The following is a 21,803-nucleotide window of genomic DNA, read 5'->3' as shown; positions in this document are numbered from 1 at the left end:
GGGATAGCTCGAAAGTCCGAGGGCTGAAGGGTGACAAAGTCGGCGCGCTCTCGGATTTATTTGAGCGGCACTGCCGCCGTCCCGACCAGCATGAAGGCGCTGAACCGTCACGTCGAGCGGGTCTTTGATCCCGAGCGCAAAAGTCATCATTGGGGCAAGCGCAAGCTAAAGAGAGACCAATGACCGTTTTTGTCTAGGTCAACACCAGCAAGCAGGTTGGCGACCCCGAGCACATCAAGGTCTTGGCCACCACGGAGTGGCATCCTAGCCCTGCGTCCGCTCCTCGCCAGAAACCTTGAGTAGGTTCACGCGCGACCACGGCAGCTCTGGGTCAAACGCGCCATTTTGACTATGTGCGGACTACTTCCGGTCGACCCCAATAACCGGACATTCTCAGAGTCCGTCGGCATGTCTCAAAGGTGCCAATACCGGACTTGGCCGCTGCGATCACATTATCGATTTCGCGCCTTACGGCAAATGCACAGCGGGCCAAGCCATCTGATTTGCTCGTGACGCACGAGGCGTCAGTGACGACGCGGCCTGGCAGGAATTGTCAGGACGGCGGCGTTCGCGAGATAAGGATTGGCGCCGCAGTAGGCCGTGCGGGCCCGATGCGGTAGCCTGACATTGCTGGTAGCTGGTGAATCCACAATCGCCCGCGCCAGCATAGTCGTCGCCTTGCAGGCAATACCGATACTCGCTAGCTGCGATCGAGGTTACGCCAGTTGCGAAGATGGTCGCAGACGTCGCGAGGGCAAGAAAGAGGGTACGCATTTTTCTCTCCCACGTCAGGCCGTCCGGTGTACTTTGATTGTGGAACGAGTATGTCTCGTTTCACAGTTGCGCTTTTGACGCTTTCGCTGATTTGGCGCCAGGCCCTCAAGACGCGTGGAGAGGCAGCCGGCACACACTCTCGGTTTAAAGCGCGTCGTCGCTCGCAAAAGAGCCGCACTGTTCACAGACTTGCCGTAAATGCGTGATGGAGCATTCACGGGGACAATTAGCTGAGTATCAATCCATGCGTTTGTTAGCTTTATCGACCGCCGTCGCCGAGCGCGCCGGCGTGCTGTGTTGTGTCTTGTTTATGGTGATAAGCGCTCAAGCGCTCGCGCAGACGTCGGCCACGGACAATCCAAGCCCGACCGCAGCGCAGCCTTCGGCGCCCGCGCAGGAAAAGCCTGCGACCGCTGCAGAAGAGAAACCGCCTGCCACGGATGACAAGCCTGCCATCGTCGAGCAGAAGCCGGCCCCCGCTGAGGAGAAACCAGCAATCGCGCAGGACAAGCCCGCAGCGGTGGAGGAGAAGTCGGCTGCCACGGACGACAAGCCTGCCATCGTCGAGCAGAAGCCGGCGCCCACGGAGGAGAAACCAGCTGTCGCGCAGGACAAGCCGGCGGCCGCGCCTCAGAAGCCGGCCGTCCCGGACGCGAAGCCTGCGGTCGTCGAGCAGAAGCCGGCTCCTACCGAGGAAAAACCAGCGGTTGCGTACGAGAAGCCCGCCTTGAAGCAGAAGTTTGTCGCCAAGCAATCAGAAAGCGCTGTCCACAGCAAAGGGGCAGAGCACAGTAAATCGGTGCAACCGGCCAGGGCAGCCCACAAGCCGCGCGAGCGGACCACGGTCATGCTCTGCACCCACTTCCGCACCTACAATCCGTCGTCCGGGACTTACCGGGGCTACGACGGCCAGACGCATTCTTGCCGATAGGCGAACGCGGGCGCGGCGTTCGTAACTAAAGTCGAAACCAAGGCAGCGTGAGGTAAACGCACCCAATCATCGCTGCCATGGGAATCACCCACAACCATCCCGACCAGAACGGTCGCGACCAACGCTCGGGCAAGAGTGCGGCGCCGGCCCTGATCAGGCGCGGGGCCTTTCCCCGCCGACAATGGTGACCTTGCCGAAGGCCAAGCGAAACTGACCAATCGTGCGCGCATTCTCGAAGCCCGCCGCCGTCAAGTCACGGACCAACATTCCTTCGCCGGGTCCGCCGAAATGTCCGCCGACGAAATCCGCGATCCGCAACGCTCCGCCGGGCGCCAGCGCCGCATGCATGGAAGCCAGCGTCTCGGCCTGCATCTCGCGCGGCATATGGTGGAAGGCAAGCGAGGACACCAGCTTTGTCGCGCGCGCGGCGCCTATGAGTTTCGAGGTCTCGTTGCCGAATCCGCAATAAAAGGTGACGACGATTCCCTTGCGAGCCGCCTTCTTCTGCGCGCGGCCCAGGGCGTCAGGATCGGGATCGACGCCGACGACCTGCGCCTGCGGCACCTGTTCCTTCGCCATGATCGCAAGGGTGCCGGTACCGCAGCCGACATCGACAACGATGTCGCCGGGCTCGAGGTCCAGTGACTTGAGAATTTCGCCGCGCCAGCGCCGCTCGCGCGTCAGCAGAGCGATCATCGGGTCATAAAGCGGCAGCAGCCAGCGGCGCCCCGCCGCTGGAATAAAGTCGTGGTGTGCGACCGCCATCATAGAGCTCCTCACGGTTCATCCTTGGCTGCTCAAATCGCTGCTGGGAGAGTCGACGCTTGGAGTTTTCGCTCAGGCATTTTTGGCGCCGCGAGAGGCTGGCGCTCCCTAGGGAAATTCCTCACCGCAACGATTTCAAGCCCAGCCTAGCACTTTGCGACGGGGTGGTTGAGCGACAAATGGCCCAACCGGCCTCAGAACCTGATCAGGCTCGATGTCTTTGTTGAGTCATTCGCGTCGATTCCGCGATGGCCACGCGGAGTCCGGTTCAGCCCCAAAAACGGACATGGGCAGCGCTTTAACCCGGTTCATCGCGCTGTCGGCGTTGGCTGCTGCGTCGGGCTGCCATTGGCATGCGAGCCTTAGCCGCTCTACATCGATGGAACTCACGTGCCGGTGGAGTAGCCGTCCACCGCATAACAAGCGGACATCGGGGTAATGTAGGTCGTCAGTTGTTTGATCCCGCGCGACCGAGCAGCGGACGACGCTTTGAGGTAATGTTGAGCATCTTGGCGGTTTTGAGTTTGATGATCATCTCAGCGTTCGTAGCTTGCTGCGGTTTAACGATGGGATATCTGAGGCTTGCCGTTCCTTCGCTTCGTAGTATTCGGCTGAGAACTGAATTGACCATCGCGAGAAGAACGAACGCAATTTCTGAGTGGGCTTTTCGACGCCGAGTTGTTCGGAGACATGCGCCTCGCGCAGCCACCCTACCGCCGATGCGAGGCCGGCGGTGCGCTCGAGCCTCTCAACCGCCGCGACGCCGGCGGTCTCTGCCTGCCGATAGCGAAAACCGGCCTTCTTGATCACATACAGGGACTTGATGGTTTCATAGCTCTTGAATGCGAGCTGAACGAACGGATGTTTTTTGGCCTGTGGCCAGGCTGCCGGGTACACCGGCAGCACCAAAAGCTTGCTCTTGGCGATGACCGTTGCCAGCGGATGCAAGAGTTGCATCCAGGCTGGCCAGGACGTGACCTTGGCAAACAATACCGCGTGCATCGCCGCTGCAGCCCCGAAAGAGATCGGGAGCCAAAGTACCGCACCCAGGATCACGAGCAATGCGGTGTTCGGCGTGAGATGCCGGCATTTTCGGAACACCCATACCATGCCGCTTTCAAAGGCAATGTACACAGCATGTTCGAACGCCCGATAGCTAATCTTCCGCCGGAGCCACGACCAGTTCCGGCGGATCGATATACTCCACTGTCGACGTTTCGTCTCGGAAAGGGGAACGAAGCGCAACACGGCGATTATGACAGTAACGGTGACATTGCCAAGAACCCTGGCCGCGAAGAGCGGAAGCCAGACAATCTGCATTGCTAACGGGAAGGCGTAGTCGAGCAGCCGCATCAAGATCGAAAGAATGAAACGCAGGATTTTGTTTGCGGCGAGTGCGACAAAAACAAGTGGGATGATTATCACATCGTCGAGGGCGCCGCGGAAGCGGCTTTCCTCAGTCCGTGCCGGGTAATGATAATGGGTCACGGTGCAACGGTTCCGGGCTGAAGACAGGGATCGTGCCGGGTCAAAGTAGCACACTGTAAGGCCCACGGGCTCAGGTACCGGTCGTTGAGCGACAGCCCGATGTCCGCACGGGTCAATCGCGTCGGTTCGGCCCTCTGTTGGTGAGTTCCGGTCTGCCCCCGGTGAACGGACATTCTGCCGGCATGCCTCAAAGGTGCCAGACTCGGAGGTTCCCGATTTTTGCGACACTATTGCCCTCGACTTGCGAAAGCCGCCTAGGAGCCGGCGTTACCTGTCTTCAGCTCAGGGCAGATACGACGGCAAAACGGACTAGAGAGCGGGCAATTGCCGAAATCACCGCCCGAGGTAAAATCGATCGATTGCACCGAGACCGCTAATAATCTTACTCAACCGGTTGTTATCCGACTTCAATTATCAGTATCCGGGATATCCAACGAATACCGACGGCTTTGCGCGGGGGAATACCCGATGAGCTCGAGCAATGCAGATTTTTCGACGATACTAAACCGCATTCTTGATACGGCGGCGGACAATCTCAGGATCGCAAAGATTCTGGTTCAGATGGGTCTCGATCCCAACAACATCACCTACGACGCACTATTCAACCGGCTGCTGGAAATTGCGCTGGCCAACATCACGCTTGCCAACATGTTCGCTCTGGTTGGCGCCATCTTTCTTGTCGCTACCTTGCTGATGCATACAATGGTGCCGCTGCGCATCGCGAACATGGCCGGCTGTACATTCTTCGTCGCCTTTGGCGCTCTCTCCGGAAGCGTCGCGACTTTTATCCTGTATCTGCTATTGCTGCCGATCAATGCAATTCGCCTCCGCCAAATGCTCAATCTGATCAAGAAGGCACGTATCGCGACGGAGGGCGATACCTCATTGGAATGGCTCAAACCTTTCATGACCGAGCGCAAATATCGCCGGGGCGATAAATTGTTCAAGAAGGATGATGCGGCCACCGAGATGTTCTTGACGGTCACAGGAACGTTTTTGGTCAGGGAAATCGACGTCGAACTTCCGCCGGGACGTCTGATGGGCGAACTTGGTTTCCTTACGCCCAATAAACGGCGAACCGCGACCGTCGAATGCATAGAAGACGGACAAGTGATGACCATAACGTATGAAAGGCTGCTCGAAATCTACTTTCAAAATCCGCAATTCGGTTATTACTTTCTCGTCCTGACCAGCCAGCGCCTGCTTGAGAACATCTCGCGGCTGGAAGGAATTATCGCACAAGAGAGAGCCGCGCGGCAGACTGCGGCCGCGAGCGGGACGAGTTAAGCTTTAATGCATGTTCCTGGCGTGCCGAGAAATGCGGGCTGGATCGCGCACAACTGTTTCGCCCTTTACACCGCAATCGGGCACGGAGGCAGGTTGGTAGCACTGGGCGTATTTGCCCTGGAGCCAAATGCGTCGTTCTGACTATGCGCTGATCACTTCTGGTCTTGGCCCGATAAGCAGACAAAGTCAGAGCCGGTCGACACCTTCGGTACGGTCAAGCCGAGTGGACTGCGTTCCGCTTTGGAGCGCACCAACCGGCCCCCTTTTGCCTTCCAGTTTCTTCGCAAAATGATAACATCTTGCCGGCTTGGAGATGGTCGGTGAAGACGATCACAGCATTAGCGGCCAAGAAGTTAGGCAAGTTTCTCGCCAAAGATTTCCGTCGTATTTTTGGTCCAGCACAGGACGATATGGCTGAGCGTTTAGGCTCCTTTGCGCGCAGTACCATTGAATGTCTGGCCAGAAGCGATGCTCTTTACCACAATTACGAGCACACCCTACAGGTCACGATGGTCGGACGTGAAATTCTAGCGGGAATGACACTTTCGCAAAGAATAGAACCCACTGATTACAGCCATCTGATCGTCGCTTGTCTGTTGCACGATATCGGCTATGTGCGTGGCGTTCTGAGCGGTGACACGGAAACCGAGTTCGTGGTGGACGGGGGCGGAAAGACAATTACGCTTTCTCGCGGCGCATCAGATGCAGCCCTCTCGCCTTATCACGTCGATCGATCGAAGCTATTTGCCCTTGAGCGCCTCGGAAACTCACCCATCCTCGACGCGTTCCGTATCGCGGCCGCAATTGAAATGACGCGCTTTCCAGCACGTCTGGATCGCTCGAACGCTAATGAGGGCCTGGAGCCAAAACTAGTCCAAGCTGCCGACCTCATCGGACAGCTTGGGGATCCAATGTACTCACGGAAGGCAAATGCGCTCTATAGCGAATTTGAAGAGATCGGAATGAACCGACAGCTCGGATATTCGTCGCCAGCCGATATCATTGATAAGTACCCCACCTTTTTCTGGAACAGCGTCTCAACGCACATCGAGGACGGTCTCAAATATCTGAATATGACGGTTTCCGGCCGACAATGGATAGCTAACCTGCATCATCACCTCCTGTGTGCGGAGCACGCCCATCGCTTCATGGGACCTCAGCGTTGACAACGTCTAAATTGAGGTTGTGGATCGTCCTTGTCGATCAGAACGCAGATTTCCGAGATGGGTCATTTTCGATACTTTGACGATGTCCGCGCAGAGTCCGCTTATCCCTTAACAGCGACCACAGAGCGGACATCGCCACAGGTCCGAAAAGTGCCAGCAGCGGACCTCGGCCACCCGAATACTCCTTACTCGGAAAGCTGCAGCCCCGGCGAGCGAAGCAATTCGCACAAATGAGAGGCAGCCTCGTTCTGTCTGATCCTATGCATGACATGCTCTCGAACGCGACCGGGCGGTAGCATCTTAGCTTGCTCGCGTAGTTGCGCTGTATCTTGGGCAAGACGCTCTTCGAGTGATTTGGTTTGTTTAAAACGGCGACGCTTGATGACCATGCGCTGCTCCATTCGTTCGAGGAAGGCAGGAGCGCGCAACAGGCGTTCTCATCACCGATAACTGCCGTACCGTGCGATGGGTGAAGGCTTATCCCGCCAAGCTGGCTCGTCTGTCTGGCAGGCGACTAAAGGGAGGAAAAACTTAATGCGCCCAATGAGTTAAGAGCAATTTAGACGGATTTGGCGGCTAAACACTGCGTGACATCTAATTAGTAAGGAACGTTTTTGACGCTTTTTACTTTTAGTGAGTACTTTCTTGCCTTGCTGTGGAGGGGAAGATGGGTGAGCTGAATCGAGCAGAACGCCTTCAGATCATGCTGACTCCAGCCGAATTGAAACTTGTCGACAACTGGCGCTTTGAAAAGCGCATGCCAAGCCGCGCATCAGCGGTGCGAGAACTGCTCAAGCGTGGATTGCTAGCCGAAGGTTTTGATGAAGCAGAGGATGGCGCTCGCTCTAGAGATTTCGGCCTAAACGACGCAGCGCCGAGTAAGCAGCTGAAAATAAGTTAGCAAAAACGCTCTTTGACGTTCCGACCGATGCGCAGGGGATCGAGCAGTTGCAGGTTCGGGAAACCTTCGAGGAAAATGATTCGCACGACCAGCTTGTCAGCGTGCTCCATTTCTTCGATCGATTCTTTACTTCACTGCTTGGCCAGATCCTTGTAACCCCAATTGTCGAGCAGCCGGTAGTGCAACCAATATTGGTTGACCGCGGTCAATTCATGCCGCAGCGCCTTATTTAGAAATTCGACGACCTTTGCATCACCCTTCATAACCACGCTCCTGTTTTGGCCATGGTTCAGACTCTAGAAAATTTAGTCTGAACTTCCCAGCAGCACCAGCGCGCGATGCCACTGGATGGCGGCACCATTGAAGCCTAGGGCTGCTTGTCCGCGGGCGCAGCGAGTACGGCGCCGCCATCCGCACGACCGACTTTCGTTCCGTCAAAAACCTCGTCCATGATTTCTCGGATGTTGCGGGCGCAGCGACCGCAGCGGGCTCTGCAGCCAAGGCAGCTATAGACATAGCTGGTGGTTCGGCGCGTCGCAGTGTTGGCGACAGTTCGCACCTCGGTGTCGCTTAGGACGTTGCAGGAACAAACGATCATCGGAAGCCCGCTAGCTCCATTCCTATGTCTGCTTTATCCCGGATTGTGTTGAAAAACTCGAAAATCGCGGGACTCCTAAAATCTCGCAAATGTAGCGCATTGGCGATTTCAGTCGCTGCTAGGTTCTGTAGAATCGATACGAGGGCCAGCGATCGTTTTTGCGATAATTGATGTGGTCCCTCACCCCGCAGCGAGAGAGACGCACCAGCGGTCCTGAGAATTTCAGTCATCAACGAAAAAGGACTTTTTCAACACAATCTCCCGAAGAACGGACATCGGCGACAGCCGATGCGATGTCCGTCTCGTGCCACAAGGAGACACGGACAGCGCAACAGCGGGTGTTTTCGGGACCACGAAATGCCTCAATAGAGAACCGAAGGCAGATAGGCGCCCCACGGTTCGCTGTAGAGTCCGATGCTCATAAGCGTCATTTGGAAAACCAAGTTCAAGCGGTTTTCCAGGCACCATGAAAACAGTGCATGGTTACGGCTTGGGACGAGGATGCCGGGCCCCGTAATACTTGGTGCCGCATTGATGAGCGCCATCAGATCCTCATTGGTTTCGCCGATCGCATGGGCAAGGAAACCGATGGACGTCGCATATCCCGTTACGCGGCCGAGACGCTCGACAACAGTGGCGGTCTTTCCTTGGATCGCGTCCGTTAACTCGCCCGCACGATCGTGACCATGGAGCTTCCGACAGAGCTGATTGCAGGTCACAAAGTCTCCTTCACCAGCCTGACGCACCTCGTATCCTGCAACCCCGACCTTGGGCGGTAAGCCGCTCATTAGCGAAAGTGGCTCTCGCGCCCTAAAGCCTAGTTTTGTATAAAGACACAGGCTTTGATTGTTGTAGCCGGCCTGTACTAGCCGAACCCCCGGCGCATGTCGCTCGGCGGCACGGTCGAGGACGTGCTCCATGAGAACTCGGCCGACCCCTCGCTTCTGTGTCGTCGGGTCGACCGAGATCGGACCGATCCCGACAATCTCCGAGCGTTCATCCATGAAATTGCTTCCTACGATTTCTCCATCACCAAGGGCAACTACCGCATAGAAGCCGGGATGCTGGAGGAGCATCGACAGGAGCCCGGACGCAATCTCGGGTGAAGGAAAGTCTGGCGGGAAGCCGTGCCGTTCAGCCAAGCTCCTGAAGGCGTCAAAGCAGACGCGACCGCATTTCACTGAATCGTCGGGTGCGCCCCGGCGCAGTTCGATGCCCATGCGATCCTCCACTCTCCACTGCGCGAGCGTTCGAACGCGCAACGCTGGCACGATCTCAAAGCTCGCAAGCCCGCGAAGACAGGCTGCACCCCGGATGCAGAGTGCGCAAATCAATTGTGAAATGGTGTCGCTCGAAATTGCGGGCCAGCGTCAGTAGACGTGCATTGGACGGGATGGCACATCAGCTTCGGGCCATTAGTGGCAACCGTCGGATGAGCGAGACAGTGGTCGTCTTCGACCTGAGGCGATCATTTAGTTTGGCTTGGGGCAGCGGCGCTGACCCGAGTCTCGAACAGGCGCTCCGCCCCTTGGGAGCAAAGAAGTCAAAGGGAAATTGGCGCGCCTGCCATAAAAGGAAGTACGGTAGGAACATCTGCCCTTACGGGCTCGTTCCTTCTCGGGGCAATCACGAGGAGGCTACCATGAGGACACCTCAGCTCTCCGCATTGGTGTTTGCTGTGCTTACCTTCAGTGCCGTCGCCGCGGAACCTCAGAAGCTGTGGGAGGCGAGTGGCTTCAAGCAGCCCGAGTCGGTGGTCTTTGACCGAGCCGCGGGGGCCATTTATGTGTCGAACGTCAACGGCGATCCGATGAAGAAGGATGGCAACGGCTTCATTTCAAAGCTCGGACCGGATGGAAAGGTCGTGACAATCGAGTGGGTCAAGGGGCTCGACAGTCCGACCGGGCTCGCGCTTGCCAACGGCAAACTGTACGCCGCAGACGTCGATCGGGTTGCTGAAATCGACCTCGCCAAGGGCGAAATTATCAACCGATACGAGGCACCCGGATCCAAATTCTTGAACGACCTCGCGGCTGACAAAAGGGGACGGGTCTACGTCTCCGACATGGTAACAAACAGCATTTGGGTCCTTGACGGCGGCAAGCTGTCGCTCCTGCTGCAGGATGACGCGCTCGACAACCCGAACGGGCTTTTCGTCGAGGACGGGAGGCTTGTGGTCGCGTCGTGGGGCAAGATGGCCCCGGACTTCTCGACCAAGGTACCTGGCCACATGAAGGCGATCGATCTCGCGACCAAGAAAGTGTCTGCTCTTGGTGACTCGACACCAGTCGGCAATTTCGATGGTGTCGAACCCGATGGCAAGGGCGGCTATCTCGTCACCGACTGGGTAAGCGGCGGTCTGTTCCACGTCGCGAATAATGGCAAGCCGACGCGCCTTCTTCCGCTCACGAAGGGGAGCGCCGATCTCGGCGTGGGGCCCGACGGCACCGTCATGATCCCGATGATGATGGACGGCACTGTTGTGGCTTACAGGATCGACCCACGCTGACAGGATTGCGCCTGAGCAGCATAGGCACGTGCGCGGTCCCCGCGAGCGAAAAGAATACGGCGCGACGACAATCGGCCTTTCAGCAACGAAGGCGGACGATCGGATGAAACAGGAACTCGGCGTGCTTGGAGCGGATGTCTGATTAGGGTCAATCGCGTCACTTTGGCCGTCGGCCGACTACTTCCGGTCTTCCCCAGGAAACGGACATCGCCAAGGATGATCGGCAGGTCTCAAAGGTGCCACTTCCGGACTCATGCAGTGCAGCAGTACGCGGCTGGTTACTCCTCGAACGCTCGAATGGCTGGAGCATACGGAAGCGGGTGGTCCAAGCTCGGCGCAGCTCTGGTTCCGTCTTTCCCTCATCATAAGCGGGCAATGTTAGGAGCAACAACTTGGTCACGGCGATCGTCACAATAGCGCGGATGCGGTGTGCGAGCGCACTGCGCAAATTTGGAAGCAGCGTGTCAAAGGCGGGCTCGCCCCGTTCCACCACAGTGGTCATAGCGAGCGAAGTCAGGCGTCAATCCTCACTTGTCCTTCTGAGTCACCCGGCCGTCTTCATCACGAAGGGGTTGCCGCCGCCGGGTCCGTTGTTGATCCAAACGCTTTTCGACTGCAGATACCCCTCGATCGCCTCTGCGCCATTCTCGCGACCGAGACCGGAGGCCTTGTAGCCGCCGAATGGCATTAGGAAGCTTACCGCCCGATAGGTGTTCACCCACACCGTGCCGGCCTTGATGCGGGCGGCCATCGCGTGCGCGCGCTTGACGGACTGCGTCCAAACGCCGGCGCCGAGGCCGTATGCGATGTCGTTGGCGATCTGCACCGCCTCTTCCTCGTCCTTGAACTTGATGATCGACAGAACCGGACCGAATACCTCCTCCTGCGCAATACGCATCTTGTTATTGACGCCCGTGAAGATGGTTGGCTTGACGAAATACTTGCCGCCGCCCTCCTCCTTGGTCGCCGGCCCGCCCCCAAGTACGCACTTCGCGCCCTCTCCCTTGGCGATATCGATGTAGGAAAGAATCTTTTGATACTGCGGCGGGGTCGTCACTGGACCGACCTGCGTCTCGGCTAACGCGGGATTGCCGAGGCGTGCCGTCTTGGCCATGGCGACCAGCTTCTCGACGAACTTGTCGTGAATGCTCTCCTGCAGCAGCAGGCGCGAACCGGCGATGCACGTCTGTCCCGTCGCCGCGAAGATGCCTGACACCGCGCCGCTGACTGCATCGTCGAGAATGCAGTCGTCGAACACGATGTTGGGCGATTTGCCACCGAGTTCGAGCGACACTTTCTTGAAGGTCTTGGCAGCCAGCTCGTTGACGCGGGCGCCAGTGACGCTGCCGCCGGTGAAGGCGACCTTGGCGACCTTCGGATGCGTGACGAGCGGCTCGCCCGTCACCGCGCCGTAACCGGTCACCACGTTGACCACTCCTGGCGGCAGGCCGGACTCTTCGATCACGAGCTTCATGAACTCGAGCAGCGAGGCCGAGGTGAACTCGGAAGGCTTGATCACCACGGTGCAGCCCGCCGCCAGCGCGGGAGCCATCTTCCACGTGGCCAGCATCAGCGGCGAGTTCCACGGCGTGATGAACGCGCACACGCCAACTGGCTCGCGCAGGATGTAGGTGAAGTGCTCGGGTCGGTCGACCGGCACCACGGCACCTTGAATTTTGTCGGCGAGGCCGCCGTAGTAGTAGAACCACTCCGGCATGTACTTGGTCTGCGCCGCCATCTCCGAAATCAGCTTGCCGTTGTCGCGCACCTCGATCTGGCCCAAATGCTCGGCGTGCTTCTCGATGAGCTGGGCGATGCGGCGCATGATCCTGCCGCGCGCGGTTGGCGTCATCTTCGGCCATGGTCCGGCTTCGAAGGCGCGCGAGGCGGCCTCCACGGCCCGGTCCACGTCGACCTTGTCGCACTCAGGAATACTGGCCCAAGGCTCGCCCGTGTAAGGGTCGAAGGTCTGGAAGGTCTTGCCTGAGGCAGCATCGACCCATTTGCCATCGATGTAGGTTTGATAGGTGAGCATTTGTGTAGCTCCGTTGCGACGGACCCCGAAAGATTATTGGGAGCACGCGGATAAAGACTACTGAATCGAGGCATGTTGATCCAGATTGGATGTTTGTCTTTTGTCTCCATCGTGGAATCAAACTCAATGCTGCAACGGGGGTCCTGACCGCCCGGGTTCCGGCTGGGTTGTAGCCTTAGGAGGTCTGTTCCGGGTCTTGGTCGTGTAAAAACGTCCTAGCGGAAGCACAGACGGGTCGCGAGCGTGGCGACTGGCGGGGCGCGGTCATTTTGCCGAGTTTTGCGGCTTTTTCGATATGGCCGCGCTCCTGATGCGGATATGAGCGGTCTTGGGCCCACGGGCAGACGAATGCATATCTGCGACGACTATGCCCTCATCGCCGCCATGAGCGGTTGGATATCAGCGCAATCATGGGCCATGCAGGAGCGGCCCCAACGTCAGCGTCCTCTTAGTCCAAAGCTCCGACGAAGTTGCCGGGCGGTCCTCGCCGGGGCCTCGGCCTCAGTCAAATCGGACGCCAGCCCGCGCGCTGCTTAGCTTTACATTTCTGGATCTGAAATGGGGGTCAGCATCTTCACGTGCGGTCCCGCCCGTTTGAAGATCGGCTCCCAAAAGGCATAGGCCTTCTCGGCGAAACTTGCGCTTATGGTGAACTTCGTGAGCGCCCCCCGATATGCGGCCTGTCGCCGGCAGCCCTGCCCCTCGACAAGGTGCCAGATGAATAGAGCGACCTGGCGCGCGTACGTGCTCGGACGACCTCGGTGGTTGGGTACGATCTCAAGCCGCATGGTCCCGGTGTCGCGCGTCTCCGGTTCGGTGATATTGGCAAGCCAGATGAAGATTGATGGATCAATGCTCGCGGCATAGCCGTCGCGCTTGAGCTGCTGATTGATCATAGAGAACGCGCTGGCGGCTTCTCTGAAGCATTCGCTCAGGATGAAGTTCGCCTGATTCTCCAGCTTGCCGTTCCGAAGATCGACCAGCAATCTGACCGCCTCGTCAGTGAGCCGCCGCATGTATCGCGGTTGCAGCTGCCCTGCGCTGTCGGCTGGTTCCTTCTGCACAATCAATTCGACCGCATCCGCGCGGAGCTCCGTTGCGGCTTCTTTGAGAACGGTCAAAAAATTGCTTTCAAGACTGGAACCGCCGATGTCTTTCGACGCCGCTTCGCCTCCCACCCGTGTCTCTACGGGGTCCTTTGCATGGTCCAACGCAGCATTTTGGCTGGCTTTGATGTTTTCAAAAGCTCTGTTTTGATAGTCCTTGGCAACCTTCACCATCATCTCGGTGGTAGTGTCGGAATCTAGGAGTTCGTCCTTGCGCGGCGCCGCCGCATTCCGAGATTCAAGCACCGCAACGGGACTCGGAGCCATCGCTTGCCTTGCAAGGATTGTTTGATCAGACATCTTCTCGCCTGTGTGCTCCGATAGCGGATTGGAAGCAGCAATCCCGCTGGACAACACAAACAGGCCATCGTCAACGGCTCGGCTCGCCGCCGTGGTAAGCTCCACGAGCGAGCGTCGCGCACAGCGCGTATGGCTAGCACGTCGCCTTTTTTGCGTGTGGCTCATGATCTAACGACCCCTCGACAAGCTTTTTCAAGACCCAGCGCCACAGCTCACGAACTTCCTCCGAGGCTCTTCCCTCTTGTGCAAACTCGGTCACGCCCAATCCCGTCCCCAGCGCGTCCTGGTGGTCGTTGCGCTGTCCGACGTAGGGAAGCGCTAGCACGCCGAGCGAATTGAGCGAAGTTGCAGCTTCGCTCAAACGGCAGCCCCGCGGTGGCGTCTGATTGAGGACGAACGCAAATCGGCGCTTGAACCTACGAATAGCAATCAGCGTCGGTATTGCAGCTTCGATGTCGGCGGGACTCGGACGCGTCGGGATCAGGCAAAGATCGGCCTTCGTGATGGCGTGCGTGGCCAGCGCATTGTTCGTGGCGGCAGTATCGATGATCGCAAGCCAGATCCCCTCAGCTTCGAGGCGGACCAGCGCCCTTTCTATCTCGGCAGGATCGGCGACCCGAACGACCCACGGAAAGGGATTGCCGCGCCGCTCCTTCCATTTTGAAATCGTGCCTTGTGGATCAGCCTCGACAAATGCGACGCGCTCCCCGTTCTCCATTGCCGCGACTGCAAGTCCGACGGCCAGCGTGCTCTTGCCGCTTCCGCCTTTTTGGGTGACCAGAGCAAGGACGTACATCTCCTGCGCATCCCCGATAAACAACTACATGAAACGCACGTGTCGTCGAAAAAATTGGGCCTACCAATCGGTGACCTACCACTCCCCATCGTGAATCGCATCAAGAGCGAGCGTGGAACTCACAACCAAATCAAGGCCCAGCCACTAACGATATACCGCGCTATACGTCGCCCAACGCCGGCCGGTCCAGACATTTGGGCCAATAGCGGAAGAAAGCTATCTAGGCAGACGGCTCGTGTTGGACGGTGATCGTGTCGAAAGCTAAGGTTTGCCTATGCGCCGGACCGAATGGAATTGGTGCGGCGGCCAGCCGAAGTGATAAGGCCCACCGCAAATCCCGCTCCACAGGCAGCGCAAAACATTTCCTTTGTCAGGGATCGTCTCCGTCCTCCGACAAGGCCCGGCTTTGAGCAGTCAGGACATCGCTCCTCGTTGAGAAAGGTGATGATCCGGCGATAGTCCGGATGGTCACTTTTTATATGCTCACGGTATTTTTGAGTTCCAACGGGCTTCCATTGACCATCATTTGCACTGACCATTGATTTGCTTCCAACGACTAACGCAGTATCAATCCACCCTAATGAGGGGACGGGTCGCGCGCTAATAAGGGGAAGGGTCGCGCGCGATTTTCACTCTTTCTGATCGGGCGTAATTGCTCCGGTCGCTTGCTGAGGCAAGACTTGCGTTTCCGTCGTGGTTGTCGAGCCCCTAAGCTCTGACCCTACGCAGTCGCCAGCCCATAGCTTTGTGCCCCGGACCGTTCCAACGAGTTTGCAGCCCATCGGCTCCTTCGGCTTTACTTGAACCAGCGTTTTGTTACCGACTTTGGGCGGCGCACTCTGAGCAAATGCGGTTGCCGAAAAGAAGATAGCAACGAGAATGAGCAGTGACCTCATCGTCAATTTACCTTTTGCCTCACGACACTCCGACCTCTGGAGGCTGATTACCGAACGTTCTATTTTTGCCTCCCAACCGATGACTGTTTCCAATCCAATGATGGAGGTTGGACGGAACGGACTTGACCGTCTGTTCGAAAAGAGACGAACAGAACCTCTTCTGGTCGCAGTGTGGGAATTTGGACACAGAGGCGCCCATTGCGAACCGCGCCTGTCCGCGCCGGGCACGCGGCAAAAAAAGGGTCTTGTTCGTGGGATGTCGGCTTGGGGTCAATCGCGTCATTTTGGTCGTCGGCCGACTACTTCCGGTCTTCCCCTGGAAACGGACATCGTCAAGGCCGGTCGCCATGTCTCAAAGGTGCCAATATGCGACATCAGCCTTAGTGGGCATCCCATCTGATCTGTCGTACAATCGCATCTAGGTTGGATCGTGGGCCATGGTGCAGGAGCGGCCAGTCCGGGTCGAGCGGAGGTTGTCGGCGATATTGGCCGCCGACGTAGCTGGCTACTCGCGGTTGATGCACAATGACGAAGAGGCGACCCATGCCAAACTGGCCGCGCTCCTAACCGACGCCGTCGCCCCGGCAATTGCCGAACACGGCGGCCGTGTCGTGAAGAACACCGGCGACGGGTTCTTGGCGGAGTTTCCGAGCGCGGTCGAAGCCATCCGAGCTGCGGTGCAGTTCCAAGCGCGTGTTAGCGAGCTTACAACCGGTGACGTGGAAGAGAGACGCATTGTATTCCGCGTGGGCGTCAATATCGGTGACGTAATCGTTGAACCCCACGACATCTTCGGCGACGGAGTTAACATTGCTGCGCGGCTTGAAAGCATCGCAGAGCCGGGCGGCATCTGCATCTCGTCTGCTGCCTACGATCAAGTCCGAGGCAAGGTCGGCGTTGAGTTCGCCGATCTGGGTGAGCAGAACCTCAAGAACATCGACGACCCGGTGCGGGCCTATGCCGTTGGCCTGAACGCGAAAACCGACCGAGCTGCTTCGCTGCCATCATCAACTCCCCGGTTGTCCATCGTTGTTTTGCCGTTCGCAAACATCGGAGGCAATCCCGAGCAAGACTACTTCGTCGATGGTGTGACCGAGAGCCTGACCACCGACTTGTCGCGGATCAATGGCGCGTTCGTGATTGCGCGCAACACCGCGTTCACCTTCAAAGGTAAGGCCGTCGACGTAGTGAGGCTCGGACGCGAGTTGAATGTCCGCTACGTGCTCGAAGGATCGGTGCAACGTGGTGGCAACCTCCTTCGGGTCAACGTGCAACTGGTCGATGCCGAAACCGGCAACCACCTCTGGGCGGAGCGTTTTGACAAGCCCGTTGCCGATCTCTTTGACATGCAGGACGAAATCGTATCGAGGCTCGCCAACTCATTAAATGCCGAACTCGTTGCCGCCGAGGCCCGGCGAGCGGAGCGTTCACCGCATCCAGACGCGATGGACTTGGTGTTCCGAGGTAGGGCTTGGTTTAACAAGGGGCTGACCCCCGATCACATGGTAGAAGCGCGCGGCTTTTTCGAGCAGGCCATGGCGCTCGATCCGGGAAATATCGAGGTCATGGTCGGTTTGGCGCGGCTCGATGCCGTACTCGGAGCTGCCCTTATGACCGACGATTATTCAGCGCGGTTCACCTCGGCCGAGGCGACTTTAACCAAAGCGCTATCGCTCGCGCCGAACCACGCTTTGGCACACGTGTATCTGGGCCTTGTGAAAATATTTACGAAACGCGTGGCTCAAGGCATTGCTCAATGCGAGCGGGCACTGGCGCTGGATCGCAATTTGGCCAGCGCTCACGTTCTCATCGGCATCGCCAAGTTTTTACTTGGTCGAGGCGCAGAAACCGAATCTCACATCAACGAGGCATTCCGCCTTTCTCCTCGCGACACCCTTGCCGATCGATGGATGGTATGGGTCGGCCTCGCCAAGGCTCAGCTCGGTGCCGATGCCGAAGCAGTCGTCTGGCTGCGCCGGGGCCTTGACGCAAACCGAAATTATTCCGCCGCGCATTTCCTTCTCGCGGCTGTGCTGGTGCGGCTCGGGGAGCTGGACGAAGCGCGGGCCGCGGCGCAAGCGGGACTTGCGCTCGATCCAAGCTTCACCATTCGTCGCTTTCGTGATGCCACGTATGCACGGAGCGACAATCCGACCTTCCTTGCCTGGAGCGACCGCGCGATTGAGGGCATGCGGTTGGCCGGGGTGCCTGAGGGCTGATGTCCGAGTTGGGTCAAACTCAGACATAGAATTCTCTAGAATCGTAGGAAGGGATCTTGCCAATCACTCGCGAACCGCATCATTCCAGCGTTGTGGCCGTAGACCCATGCGATGGTTTCAAACGACCAATCAGTAACTCCCACTTGCCATCTGAGCACCGCGTTCCTGCTGCGCTGGCCCATCGGGCAAGCGGATCCGCGTTTTGTTGCCCGCCGCCGTTGCTTGAATCCGCGAGGTTACAGGGCCGGTTACGCGGGCCGGCAGGCGTCCGCCTCTAATTCAGATTGTATTCACCAATTTGCGACAGTATGAGCCCCGCTCCACAAACCTCGTTACGGAGCAGTTCAAAGCGAAAGGCTGCGGCCGCATTTTGTTTGGCGACAGCCCTTCCCTTAAAATCACGATTAGTAAGTTCCGGAATATTCTGCGTGTCCGGCGCGGAGATTGCGGCCGCGCTATGCCTTTCAGCTTAAAGACGGAGCAAAGCACTCAACCAGGTGGGTGAAGCCATGCCCTTCGTAGTGAAGGCCCACATTCATGATCTCACGCTAACGGCGAATGCCGAAACCGCGAAGGAAGCGTTTGCAAAAGCGGTCGAGTGGCACGTTGCGAAGAGGTTTCGCGGTGTCTCTATCAGCGACGGCCACAAACGCTTCACGATTGCAGAATTTTCATGGACAATGGCATCGCAGGAGATCGCGAACACGGTCGATTCCGCCGCCGAGCGGCGGCCACGGATTCTCAATTGATGAGGGTGGCCTATCCCATTTACCGCCAGCGAGTCCGTCAAAAAGCGGCCGCAAGCCAGGTCGCGACCTTGAGAGAGGTGCCCTTCATTCTAAGCTGCGCTTCGCCTCAGAGCCGGACCGCAATTTATTCTTGGCGCTGGGCTTGAACGAAACGCCCAACCGAATTTGCAAATGCGCTCAGGCGTGAGCTTCATAATTCGAGCTGCCTCCTCTAAAGACTTTGAGAATTTGGCCAGTTCGATTACGCGACGATCATCTGCAAACGACCACGACTTGGCCATCCGTAAAGTTCCGCGACTTGTTGGCAGTTAGACGTCGTCGCCATGGCAGCGCACCCGGTTCGCCTGCCCGTGCATGATCCCCTAGGTGGGACACGCTGTCTGGGGTGGCGGCGCTTTCGGTTTGGGTCCATTTGCGGAAGCCGAAGAATACCCCGCCCTCCGTCCGCCATTCCCTCAACAGCGGACATCGCGTGTTATTCGACCCGGCCCTCCATGATCAAAAATCTTAAGGAGTGGTGTGCCGCTTCGGAGGCGAACTCTGACACGTCCCAGTCAGCAAGAAGCCTGACTTGTATCCAGATCAGCCCACAGGAGAGCAGACCGTGCAGAAGGTCAGGGAGCGAACCACCTGTAAGTATGAGTATAGCTGATCACTGCTAGAGCACGAAGACTGTTAGCCAGCTCACAATCTCTGTCGAGCCGATCGGGTTATCTTGCTTTGAGAATGGCCGCTCGGTAGGCAAAAGGATGAATACGCCCGAACGGTATGTCGTCCCGGGCGAGCATTGCCTGCGTCGCGACCCTAGTCCTTATCGCTTTGACTGTGGTTGGAGCTTGATAAGGTGTGAGGCCATGAGCCTGTACATGGCGGCGGAGCACGCAGTTGGGAGGTAGCGATGGCGTCGACTGTGATTGGCAAGCAGGCGGTCGTGATCGGCGCCGGTATGGCCGGGCTCACGGCCGCGGGGGCACTCTCCGACCGCTTCGATCAGGTAGTTGTGCTGGAGCGCGACGCTCTGCCCTTGGAGCCTGCGCACCGCGCGGGAACACCGCAGGCGCGGCACGTGCATGCGCTGCTGCTCAGCGGCCAGCGCGCGCTCAGCGAGCTGTTCCCCGGGTTCGAACAGGATCTCGCGCGGGCGGGAGCCGTGCCGCTCAGGGCCGGTCTCGATGTTCGCGTTGAACGCCCGGGCTATGATCCCTTCCCGCAACGCGATCTCGGCTGGTTCGGTTACGCGGCGTCACGGCCGACAATCGAGCGCGCCGTGCGACGGCGGGTGGAAAGCCGCGGAAATACCACGCTGTACCAGCGCTGCCGGGTGCAGGAAGTGTTGGCGACGCCAAATGGAGATGAGGTCACCGGCGTGCGCTATGAGAACGGCGACGGCGCGAGCGAAACGATTGCGGCGGATCTCGTTGTCGACGCCTCCGGCCGCGGCGCCCTCACTCTCGCTCTGCTGCAATCGATCGGCCGACCACTACCAGAGGAGACCACAATTGGCATCGATCTCGGCTATGCCACATGCGTCTTTGCCATCCCGGACGACGCCTCGACTGACTGGAAAGGCGTCATGACCTTCGGCCAGGCACCCCAGAACAGCCGTGGCGGCCTGATGTTGCCGCTCGAGGGCAACCGCTGGATGGCGACCATTGGTGGGCGCCATGGTGACGGCCCGCCTGGCGATGCGGAGGGATTCCTGACTTACGCCAAGGCGCTGCGGACCCCGACGATCTACAACGCGATCAGCCGCGCCAAGCGTCTGGACGGGGTCGCGCGCTACGGCTTCCCGCAGAGCGTACGGCGTCATTTCGAGCGACTTGACGTCTTCCCCCGCGGGCTCTTGCCCATCGGCGACGCAATCTGCCGCTTCAATCCCGTCTACGGCCAAGGCATGAGCGTGGCTGCGCTGGAGGCGTGCCTGCTGCAGAGGCTGCTCGAAAGACTAGGGGAAGACAGCAATCCAATCGCTGGGCTGGGACCTGCTTTCTTCGCCGAGGTGCAGACGTTGATCGAGACGCCGTGGTCGGTGGCCATACTCGACTTCGTGTTTCCCGATACCCGGGGGCAACGTCCGGCGGATTTTGAGACCACGCTCAAATTCGGTATCGCCCTGACCCGGCTCGCCGCCGAAGATCCGGCCGTCCACAAGCTGACCATTGAGGTCCAACATCTATTGAAGCCACGCAGCGTCTATCGCGATCCCACGCTCGCGCAGCGGGTGCTCGCGAAGATGGCCGAGGCGTGACCGATCGGGAAGGGACTGGTGCCGGTACCCATTTCTGCCGCCTCCGCGCAGATGGCAGCGCGACACCTCTTGAACCGGAAAACCGGACTACTGGCCAACTTCCGCTGTGGCACCCGGAGCGGAAATTCAGGCTAATGACCAAGTTTGACAGTCTCATTCGAGCGAAACGCAATGGGCTAGAGCGCCCATCCGAACGTGCGTTGCAGAGTCTCACTGGCGTTCGAGTCGAACCAGCGCCCGTGGCTGAGAATGATGCGTTCTGGCTGCCATGACAGCATTTTTTGGACCGCCGCTCGCGTCTTTCGTTTCTGCAGAAGAAGCGGCAACCGCATGCCGAAGAATATTTGGCCGCGCGGATAGTACATTCCGGTCAGCTTGGCGGCGAACCGCCATGGCTGCCTGATCATGTCAAGCTCAAGGTTTATGATGGTGTCAGCCAATATGAGGGTTTTCGACTCCTTGTGGAAGAAAACAATCTCCCCGAAAATTCCTCCGGGAACCGCGGTCTGGTCAATTTCGGCGCGCCATTCCTCCGGCGGTTCGATGCCGATGTCTCTATCGAAATGCACATCGATGCCCCGCGAGCGGGCACGCTTGCGTGCGCGCGGAGAGGCCCAGGCAACCGCCCCCGGAAACGCACGCGACCACTCGCCAATGTGCGCGTAATGGAACTGGTTCGGCGATACGAGGTGGCGGACTGTGCCCATCGCCTGCAGGCGGTCAGCGAGCGCAGGCTCGAATGCGATGGGGGAGTGGATGAACAGGTCGCCGTTGCCGAGCCGCACCACGGTCATCCGAGTAGTAAACGGCAACGGAAGCCTTACTCCGGCCGTCGTCAAATACTCGAAAGGACCGTCCACTATACCGATGTTCCGGGCGACCGGCTTGTATTGATTTAGGGGTTCGTAGACCTCTGACGCGGCACCAGCCATGGTCTAATCGCCTATTCGATACAGCGGACTTGGGCAGGGCAAGGCCGAGCGGCCCTCCACATCCGGGTTTGATCCAAGGCAGACCTGACGCTCCCGGTGCGGA

Annotated in this window: 17 protein-coding genes and 1 pseudogene; 9 read left to right on the top strand and 9 right to left on the bottom strand. The window is 58.5% G+C overall.

The window, feature by feature from the left end; all coding sequences use genetic code 11:
- Positions 1-468: 468 nt before the first annotated feature.
- Positions 469-774, bottom strand: coding sequence for a DUF3551 domain-containing protein (locus tag GWE18_RS12590; RefSeq protein ID WP_342804250.1), 306 nt, complete (start codon positions 772-774; stop codon positions 469-471).
- 205 nt (positions 775-979) lie between these two features.
- Between GWE18_RS12590 and GWE18_RS12585 the strand changes: the two genes are divergently transcribed.
- On the top strand, positions 980-1,705 hold the full coding sequence (locus GWE18_RS12585) for a BA14K family protein (RefSeq protein WP_275186073.1): 726 nt from the start codon (positions 980-982) through the stop codon (positions 1,703-1,705).
- Positions 1,706-1,858: 153 nt separating this feature from the next.
- Here the strand turns inward: GWE18_RS12585 and GWE18_RS12580 are convergent, their stop codons facing one another.
- Both GWE18_RS12580 and GWE18_RS12575 read right to left on the bottom strand, forming a co-directional pair.
- Positions 1,859-2,470 carry a class I SAM-dependent methyltransferase gene (locus tag GWE18_RS12580; RefSeq protein ID WP_275186072.1) on the bottom strand — a complete coding sequence of 204 codons (612 nt, stop codon included), beginning with the start codon at positions 2,468-2,470 and terminating at the stop codon, positions 1,859-1,861.
- Positions 2,471-3,001: 531 nt separating this feature from the next.
- Entirely contained in the window at positions 3,002-3,958 is a 957-nt protein-coding gene (locus GWE18_RS12575) for a hypothetical protein (RefSeq protein WP_275186071.1), read from the bottom strand.
- Between the two features lie 468 nt (positions 3,959-4,426).
- On the opposite strand from GWE18_RS12575, the gene GWE18_RS12570 reads away from it, so the two are divergent.
- From GWE18_RS12570 to GWE18_RS12555, 3 genes are all read left to right on the top strand, one after another.
- Complete coding sequence (locus GWE18_RS12570; RefSeq protein ID WP_275186070.1) at positions 4,427-5,245, top strand: cyclic nucleotide-binding domain-containing protein; 819 nt, start codon at positions 4,427-4,429, stop codon at positions 5,243-5,245.
- 320 nt (positions 5,246-5,565) lie between these two features.
- Complete coding sequence (locus tag GWE18_RS12565; protein ID WP_275186069.1) at positions 5,566-6,411, top strand: HD domain-containing protein; 846 nt, start codon at positions 5,566-5,568, stop codon at positions 6,409-6,411.
- A 667-nt stretch (positions 6,412-7,078) separates the two neighbouring features.
- Positions 7,079-7,312, top strand: a complete 234-nt coding sequence (locus tag GWE18_RS12555; protein WP_275186067.1) for a hypothetical protein — start codon at positions 7,079-7,081, stop codon at positions 7,310-7,312.
- Between the two features lie 8 nt (positions 7,313-7,320).
- On the opposite strand, the pseudogene GWE18_RS12550 reads toward GWE18_RS12555, so the two are convergent.
- Positions 7,321-7,575 (bottom strand): annotated as a pseudogene (locus GWE18_RS12550) (ferritin-like domain-containing protein); the annotation flags it as partial.
- A gap of 697 nt (positions 7,576-8,272) precedes the next feature.
- A complete protein-coding gene (locus GWE18_RS12545) occupies positions 8,273-9,130 on the bottom strand; it encodes a GNAT family N-acetyltransferase (RefSeq protein WP_275186066.1) in 858 nt (285 codons plus the stop codon).
- A 212-nt stretch (positions 9,131-9,342) separates the two neighbouring features.
- Here GWE18_RS12545 and GWE18_RS12540 point away from each other — a divergent pair, with 212 nt between their 5' ends.
- A complete protein-coding gene (locus GWE18_RS12540; protein ID WP_275186065.1) occupies positions 9,343-10,419 on the top strand; it encodes an SMP-30/gluconolactonase/LRE family protein in 1,077 nt (358 codons plus the stop codon).
- A 544-nt stretch (positions 10,420-10,963) separates the two neighbouring features.
- On the opposite strand, the gene GWE18_RS12535 is transcribed toward GWE18_RS12540, so the two are convergent.
- From GWE18_RS12535 to GWE18_RS12525, 3 genes are all read right to left on the bottom strand, one after another.
- On the bottom strand, positions 10,964-12,454 hold the full coding sequence (locus tag GWE18_RS12535; RefSeq protein WP_275186064.1) for an aldehyde dehydrogenase: 1,491 nt from the start codon (positions 12,452-12,454) through the stop codon (positions 10,964-10,966).
- Between the two features lie 539 nt (positions 12,455-12,993).
- A complete protein-coding gene (locus GWE18_RS12530) occupies positions 12,994-13,860 on the bottom strand; it encodes a hypothetical protein (protein ID WP_275186063.1) in 867 nt (288 codons plus the stop codon).
- A gap of 133 nt (positions 13,861-13,993) precedes the next feature.
- Positions 13,994-14,680: a ParA family protein gene (locus GWE18_RS12525; protein ID WP_275186062.1), complete on the bottom strand. Its 687-nt coding sequence runs from the start codon at positions 14,678-14,680 to the stop codon at positions 13,994-13,996.
- Between the two features lie 855 nt (positions 14,681-15,535).
- Here GWE18_RS12525 and GWE18_RS12520 point away from each other — a divergent pair.
- From GWE18_RS12520 to GWE18_RS12500, 4 genes are all read left to right on the top strand, one after another.
- Positions 15,536-15,952 (top strand): hypothetical protein, encoded by a 417-nt coding sequence (locus GWE18_RS12520; RefSeq protein WP_275186061.1) that lies wholly within the window; start codon positions 15,536-15,538, stop codon positions 15,950-15,952.
- Positions 15,953-15,989: 37 nt separating this feature from the next.
- Positions 15,990-17,771 carry an adenylate/guanylate cyclase domain-containing protein gene (locus tag GWE18_RS12515; protein WP_275186060.1) on the top strand — a complete coding sequence of 594 codons (1,782 nt, stop codon included), beginning with the start codon at positions 15,990-15,992 and terminating at the stop codon, positions 17,769-17,771.
- Between the two features lie 509 nt (positions 17,772-18,280).
- The gene (locus GWE18_RS12510) at positions 18,281-18,520 is read left to right on the top strand and encodes a hypothetical protein (RefSeq protein ID WP_275186059.1); all 240 of its coding nucleotides are present in this window, start codon (positions 18,281-18,283) and stop codon (positions 18,518-18,520) included.
- Between the two features lie 898 nt (positions 18,521-19,418).
- A complete protein-coding gene (locus GWE18_RS12500) occupies positions 19,419-20,768 on the top strand; it encodes an FAD-dependent monooxygenase (RefSeq protein ID WP_275186058.1) in 1,350 nt (449 codons plus the stop codon).
- A gap of 176 nt (positions 20,769-20,944) precedes the next feature.
- Here GWE18_RS12500 and GWE18_RS12495 read toward each other — a convergent pair whose 3' ends face one another.
- On the bottom strand, positions 20,945-21,700 hold the full coding sequence (locus GWE18_RS12495; protein ID WP_247780320.1) for a DUF4336 domain-containing protein: 756 nt from the start codon (positions 21,698-21,700) through the stop codon (positions 20,945-20,947).
- Between the last annotated feature and the right edge of the window lie 103 nt (positions 21,701-21,803).

Origin of the sequence: Bradyrhizobium sp. CSA112 (assembly GCF_029051645.1) — a bacterium.
Taxonomy (GTDB): Bacteria; Pseudomonadota; Alphaproteobacteria; order Rhizobiales; family Xanthobacteraceae; genus Bradyrhizobium.
Note: the sequence above shows the minus strand (reverse complement) of the source record. Positions and strands in the feature narration are given on the sequence as shown.

Excerpts from the sequence above, each read along its gene's own strand:
- GWE18_RS12570 (WP_275186070.1), top strand. The coding sequence starts at position 4,427 with ATGAGCTCGAGCAATGCAGATTTTTCGACGATACTAAACCGCATTCTT.
- GWE18_RS12515 (WP_275186060.1), top strand. The coding sequence starts at position 15,990 with ATGGTGCAGGAGCGGCCAGTCCGGGTCGAGCGGAGGTTGTCGGCGATA.
- GWE18_RS12585 (WP_275186073.1), top strand. The coding sequence starts at position 980 with ATGGAGCATTCACGGGGACAATTAGCTGAGTATCAATCCATGCGTTTG.
- GWE18_RS12500 (WP_275186058.1), top strand. The coding sequence starts at position 19,419 with ATGGCGTCGACTGTGATTGGCAAGCAGGCGGTCGTGATCGGCGCCGGT.
- GWE18_RS12580 (WP_275186072.1), bottom strand. The coding sequence starts at position 2,470 with ATGGCGGTCGCACACCACGACTTTATTCCAGCGGCGGGGCGCCGCTGG.
- GWE18_RS12545 (WP_275186066.1), bottom strand. The coding sequence starts at position 9,130 with ATGGGCATCGAACTGCGCCGGGGCGCACCCGACGATTCAGTGAAATGC.
- GWE18_RS12510 (WP_275186059.1), top strand. The coding sequence starts at position 18,281 with ATGCCCTTCGTAGTGAAGGCCCACATTCATGATCTCACGCTAACGGCG.
- GWE18_RS12555 (WP_275186067.1), top strand. The coding sequence starts at position 7,079 with ATGGGTGAGCTGAATCGAGCAGAACGCCTTCAGATCATGCTGACTCCA.
- GWE18_RS12495 (WP_247780320.1), bottom strand. The coding sequence starts at position 21,700 with ATGGCTGGTGCCGCGTCAGAGGTCTACGAACCCCTAAATCAATACAAG.
- GWE18_RS12530 (WP_275186063.1), bottom strand. The coding sequence starts at position 13,860 with ATGTCTGATCAAACAATCCTTGCAAGGCAAGCGATGGCTCCGAGTCCC.
- GWE18_RS12590 (WP_342804250.1), bottom strand. The coding sequence starts at position 774 with ATGCGTACCCTCTTTCTTGCCCTCGCGACGTCTGCGACCATCTTCGCA.
- GWE18_RS12520 (WP_275186061.1), top strand. The coding sequence starts at position 15,536 with ATGAGCAGTGACCTCATCGTCAATTTACCTTTTGCCTCACGACACTCC.
- GWE18_RS12535 (WP_275186064.1), bottom strand. The coding sequence starts at position 12,454 with ATGCTCACCTATCAAACCTACATCGATGGCAAATGGGTCGATGCTGCC.
- GWE18_RS12540 (WP_275186065.1), top strand. The coding sequence starts at position 9,343 with ATGAGCGAGACAGTGGTCGTCTTCGACCTGAGGCGATCATTTAGTTTG.